Genomic DNA, 5,579 nt, shown 5'->3' with positions numbered 1-5,579 from the left:
CTAGTCACGCCCATTTGTTGGATCGTGACTAGCTTTTTTGTGTATATAACTATGTTGTCGCAGAAATCAACGTAGTTATATGTGGATTATAGGGCATATTATACGCATTGCCTTAGATTATGACAGTTAAATATAATTGGTTAGGCAAGCAAAGTCGTTCATCCGGGTCCGTCTTTTTAAACTTCACATCCAGTAATGTACTTTCTGCAATTGAAGAATATTTAGTATATCTACCAATTTAAATTGCACCTCGAGTTATTGGTTCGTTGATGAATCAATGGTAATAATATTAACGCTTCATTTTCAATTTTTAGTCGAATAACCTTACCTGGTAGTTGAAAAATTCGATTTTCTAGATTCGTTAATTTTAACTGACCCCAGCTTGCAAACGCGGGTAGTGTTCTGTATGAAAAGAGACGATGTTAGATCAAATTGATTTTGGATAATTACATCAAAAGCATACTGAATAATTGGACTATTTTTATTCAGTTACTTAGTGATAATTGAGATGCGATTGCGATTATAAAAATTGATATATCAACCAATGACTGCTTGGACTTCAATTAATGTTTGGTATGCATTCAAATCAATATCCTTATTTTTAAGTATAAATCAACTTAACTTGATACAAATAATAATTCATCTAAATCAAATATCTCAACACATTTTTGGGTATGCCGTTTAATTAGACCTCTCTCTTCCAATGATGAGAACTTACGGCTTATTGTTTCTGGAGTTGTCCCCAGGTAAGTAGCCAAATCTTTTTTTGACATGGGTAAAGTCACATAAGTATGGTTTTTTTCATCTTCAACATTTTCTGATAGAAAATCAATAATTCGAGCTTCAACAGGTTCAATACTGACTTGCACAGTTTGTTTTTCTGATAACTGTAGCCGTTTTGTAATATCCGATAATATTCGTCGCATGATTTCTGGATAGCGATCTAAATATTGATCTAAATCCTTTTTATGAATCCTACAAATACTTGTTTCCGATATTGCTTCAGCATAATTCGAATGATAACCTTCAGTCTGTAAAACAGCAACTTCCCCCATAAAATCACCCGGATGTAGGATACGTATGGTTTGCTCACGACCAGACTCACTTAGGCTATAAATACGTACACGTCCATTGTTTATGATATATAATGTGTCATCTTTATCACCAAACCTAAATAATAGCTCATTCTTTACGTATTGTACTTCATTCGCTGATTGAGCAATTAGATGCATTTGTTCATCATTGAGATGATTGAAAATCGGCACTAAACGTATACAATCTACATGACTATGATGATTATGGTATGCCATACCGTTTTTCTCCTAATTAATCGTTATCTATATAGTCATCGTCTTCTAAGGCATCCTTATTAATAAATGCTTGAAGTTGCCAAATATTTACGTCTAAATAAGCTTTATAACTAATTAGTGAATCTTCCAAAGCATCATTTCCTTCTTCTTGTGCTAAGCGAATTGCACGAATAGTAAATTCACGATTAGATCTAAAATCTTCTACTATCTGTAGGACCATCTCATCAGCAGTGTAATATTTTTCCGAAGAATCTTCAGAAATCGTTGTAAATTCTTGAAATTCAGTAGTTGTTGATGCTGGCTTAAATCCTGAAGCTAGTAAGCGTTCTGCAATTTTATCAAACCATGCCTCATTCTCGTTATATAAATTTTCAAAAACATTATGCAATGCATAGAAGTTTTTGCCTTTTACATACCAATGATATTGGTGCAACTTTACATGTAATGTATGAATATTAGCAAGTATATGATCTGTAACAGCTGCAGAATTAATCTTAGTATGATGAATGTGTTCTTTATATGCTTGTTCGGCGGCTAATTTTTCTTGCCTTTCATTTACCGTCGTCATTTTATGCACCTTCCTTTACTTTTGAACTAATTACTGGGTATCCTAAGTCTTCAATTGCTTTTTCAATTGTATTCAAATTGACCTGATTTTCATCAAAATCCACTTTTACCTTACTCGCATTGAAAAGTACTTTTACAGAATCTTTTTTTACACCAGCAGTCTGTTTTAAGCCACGTTCGATTTTTTGTAAACATGATGGACAAGTTAATGTTTCTAATTTTAATATTGCTTTAGTCATATCTATCACTCCTTTAAATAAATTATATAGGCCATTCTTTTTAAGATACTTGATATAGATCAATTATCTTAATCGATAACCTCTTAATCTCATTGCATTTAAAATAACTACTAAAATACTGGCCTCATGAACCAACATCCCAATTGACATAGACATCCATTCACTAAATATTAAACTAACCAATAGTATTATCACGACGCCAACAGCAATTAGAATATTTTGTCGCATATTCGCATATGTTACTTTTGCTAGGCCTAAAGCATGAGGAAGGCGGTTAAAGTTAGAATTCATTAAAACAATATCTGAACTTTCAATTGCGACATCTGTTCCATTCCCCATAGCTATACCTACCTCTGCAGTAGCCAGAGAGGGACTGTCATTAACGCCGTCACCGATAAAAACAACTATTTCACCCGAGTCCTGTCGTCTTTTTAGAAATGCTTGTTTGTCCTCTGGTAGCATATCACCATGGGCTTCCGTTAAACCTAGTTCCTTTTTAACTAAATTAACTGTACCTTGGTTATCACCTGATAATACAATGAGATTTTTAATACCAAGTGATTTTAATTTTTGTAAGTCCTGCTTAACACCTGGTCGAACTTTGTCGCGGATACCCATTAACATGATTAACTTATGATCAACTGACGTTAATACAATTGAATTACCGGTTCTTTCTAATTTATTCAATTTTTTAAGAACATCATCAAATAGCGGTATACTTTCTTGTTGCATTAAGGTTTTATTTCCTACTGAAACAACGTGCCCATCTACGTGAGCAATTACGCCCCCACCTTTTACAACCTGTGTATTTTCTATAGGCCTTACTTTATATTGTGCTAATTTATTTACAATAGCGACAGCTAATGGGTGATCAGACTCACTTTCAACTGAAAGCAATAGAGATAAATCCTCCTCCTGATTACTTCCATAATAAATAATATCGCTCACTTCAGGCTTTCCTTCAGTTAAGGTACCTGTTTTATCGAATAACACTGTATCTGCATTGGCAAAATGACTAATCACTTCAGAACCTTTAAATAAAACACCATTTTTTGCGCCATTTCCTATCCCTGCAACATTTGAAACAGGTACACCAATTACCAAGGCTCCTGGGCAACCAAGTACTAATACGGTAATCGCAAGTTCTGTATCTTTGGTTAATACCCAAACCAACAGCCCAATTGTAAGTACTGCAGGTGTATACCAGCGAGAAAACTGGTCAATGAATCGTTCTGCTTCTGATTTAGAATCCTGTGCTTCTTCTACCAAGTCAATAATTTTTCCAAATGTAGAATCTTCCCCTACTCTATCAGCCACTATTTGAATAGTACCGTTGTCCATAATAGTACCGGCAAATACTTCATCGTCTTTTTCTTTCTTTAAAGGTAAAGATTCACCTGTGATATTAGCCTCATTTACATATCCTTTTCCAGTAGTTACCCTACCATCTACGGGAATCTTGGCACCAGTCTTTACTAGGAGAATATCCCCTTCTTCTACTTCATCAATATCTACTTCTGCAAATTGTCCCCCTGTCAATTGCTTAAAAGCAGTTTCTGGAGCCATTTCCGTCAACTCTTTAATAGCTGATCGTGTTTGGTTAAGTGTTCGTTGTTCTAAATATGATCCAAACAAAAATAAAAAAGTAACAATTGCTGATTCTTCATAATTTTGAATAAAGAGAGCACCAATGACCGCTATCGTTACTAAAACATCAATACTTACTACTTTTACTTTCATAGCCTGATAAGCCTGTAAAGAAATGGGGGTAACGCCTAATATAGAAGCTATAATAAAAGCACTATTAGAAATTGTTGTATTGGCAAAAATAAAGTGTGCGATTAGTGCTAAAGCAATGAGTAAGCCACTGATACTAGTAATTTTATTTTTATATTTAAGAATATTATGTTGCATATGATTTCTCCCTTAATTTTAGTTCAACTAAAGTGTATTAGCTTTTGGGAGATATAAACTTGACGTCCATCAAGTTTATGAAATAGTTCTAAATAAGTAAAAATATTATAATATTGGCTTTGTCATGCACTTATTGAATCATTCAAGGGAGGCTATGACACTGACTTATCTGGGGTTAGATCAAGCAAGTCGAGAAACAATGTTAGATCAAATTGATTTTGGGTAATAACACCAACTAATCTCCCTAAATTAGACCGTATTTGTTCATTTTGGCACCACCATGGAGGTATTTTTAATGACTAGGATTACTAAGGCACAATTAGACAACATCATTACAGCGTCCGATAAACAAGGCACTGATACAGCTAGCCAGACTTATTTTGCAGATGCCTTTGATGCAACCATGGATAATACTGGTGATACTGACCTACTGGGTTATCTACTACTGGATCATTATTTTGGTGATGAATCATGACTAATTTTGATGAGTACATGACCAATGATAATTTAGCCTTACAAGCTATTATTCGCTATGATGACGGCCGTGAAATCCGCGTGTTTAATGTGAGAGATAAACGGTGCTGTGTGTTTATTCAAAATGATAATGAACATTTCTGGTTGCTACGTGAACGTATCTTAGAACCGCCCATGCTACACAACATCACGGAAGCGATGTATCAAGCTGGTATCTATGATAATTATTACCATCTGAGCATTGAAGTATTTCATGGCGATGATAGTAAAGTTTACTATCCGCGGTGAATATTTTGTCTTGTAACCATGACACATTAGGAGGACTATTCATGGAATTAGATTTAGGTAATAACGCATATGATATTTTAAATGATTGGCATCCCAATGCGGCTAAGGAAGAATTAACGGCACAACTCACAAAACAAGTGTTAGTTGAGAAAGAGCAGTTACCAAAACTTTTATCACGAGAAGATCTAAAAGAACGTTGGGAGATGAACTCACGGCAAAGCGTACATCAGGTTGCGACCAGACCTGATTTTCCAGCACCGATCTTAACTTTTAATCATGGTAAAACACTCCTGTACTTAGAAACGGAAATACAAATTTTCGAAGTCAATCATCCGTGGTTAATTACGATGAGTGCCCGGTTATCTTATAGCCATTGGATCCTGCATAATGTGATTAATTAATGGTTGGCGTTAGCCTTCTGATACAAGGAAAAACCAAGGATGAAATCTTTGGCAAACTACTATTGACAGGTGTCAAGAGTGTAAGTGCGCATTGCCCTCATTTCATTCGGTTATGATTCTTGTAAATAATTGCTTGTACATTCAGCTTTTTTTAAGATTTAATGCCATTATTTTGTGATCTTATGGCTATTTAATAAAATGACTAGTCATTACTGTTTTGAGTCATATGATTATTCAGAATAGACTAGTGATTTGATTGTTTATTGATACGTTAAACTCGTATGTAGATAAAATGTTCTTGGTTAGTAAGGCATTAACTTTAATCTGCGCAAAAAAACACCTATAACGAATAAAACGCCATAAAAAGCTCTTTGTAAGCCTTTTAT

7 protein-coding genes are annotated in these 5,579 nt (G+C 34.5%); 3 read left to right on the top strand and 4 right to left on the bottom strand.

Translation table 11 applies throughout. The annotated features are described in order from the left end of the window. Window positions 1–617: 617 nt before the first annotated feature. The 4 genes from WEIDD23_RS11475 to WEIDD23_RS11460 form a co-directional block, all read right to left on the bottom strand. A complete protein-coding gene (locus WEIDD23_RS11475) occupies window positions 618–1,310 on the bottom strand; it encodes a Crp/Fnr family transcriptional regulator (protein ID WP_057895208.1) in 693 nt (230 codons plus the stop codon). A gap of 16 nt (window positions 1,311–1,326) precedes the next feature. Continuing rightward, window positions 1,327–1,878, bottom strand: coding sequence for a Dps family protein (locus WEIDD23_RS11470; RefSeq protein WP_010372438.1), 552 nt, complete (start codon window positions 1,876–1,878; stop codon window positions 1,327–1,329). 1 nt (window position 1,879) lies between these two features. Continuing rightward, window positions 1,880–2,116: a heavy-metal-associated domain-containing protein gene (locus tag WEIDD23_RS11465; protein WP_010372439.1), complete on the bottom strand. Its 237-nt coding sequence runs from the start codon at window positions 2,114–2,116 to the stop codon at window positions 1,880–1,882. 63 nt (window positions 2,117–2,179) lie between these two features. Then, window positions 2,180–4,030 carry a heavy metal translocating P-type ATPase gene (locus WEIDD23_RS11460; RefSeq protein ID WP_062359053.1) on the bottom strand — a complete coding sequence of 617 codons (1,851 nt, stop codon included), beginning with the start codon at window positions 4,028–4,030 and terminating at the stop codon, window positions 2,180–2,182. A 295-nt stretch (window positions 4,031–4,325) separates the two neighbouring features. Between WEIDD23_RS11460 and WEIDD23_RS11455 the strand changes: the two genes are divergently transcribed. The 3 genes from WEIDD23_RS11455 to WEIDD23_RS11445 are packed head-to-tail and all read left to right on the top strand — an operon-like array spanning window position 4,326 to window position 5,193. Further along, entirely contained in the window at window positions 4,326–4,505 is a 180-nt protein-coding gene (locus WEIDD23_RS11455; protein ID WP_062359052.1) for a hypothetical protein, read from the top strand. After that, a complete protein-coding gene (locus WEIDD23_RS11450) occupies window positions 4,502–4,792 on the top strand; it encodes a hypothetical protein (protein WP_043710996.1) in 291 nt (96 codons plus the stop codon). Before WEIDD23_RS11455 ends, WEIDD23_RS11450 begins: the two co-directional genes overlap by 4 nt. Before the next feature lie 41 nt (window positions 4,793–4,833). Further along, window positions 4,834–5,193 carry a hypothetical protein gene (locus WEIDD23_RS11445; protein ID WP_010372444.1) on the top strand — a complete coding sequence of 120 codons (360 nt, stop codon included), beginning with the start codon at window positions 4,834–4,836 and terminating at the stop codon, window positions 5,191–5,193. Window positions 5,194–5,579: the final 386 nt, after the last annotated feature.

The organism is Weissella sp. DD23 (assembly GCF_001579105.1).
In the GTDB taxonomy this organism is placed as follows: Bacteria; Bacillota; Bacilli; order Lactobacillales; family Lactobacillaceae; genus Weissella; species Weissella cibaria.
The sequence above is the reverse complement of the archived record's forward strand: the minus strand, read 5'-3'. Positions and strand labels throughout refer to the sequence as shown.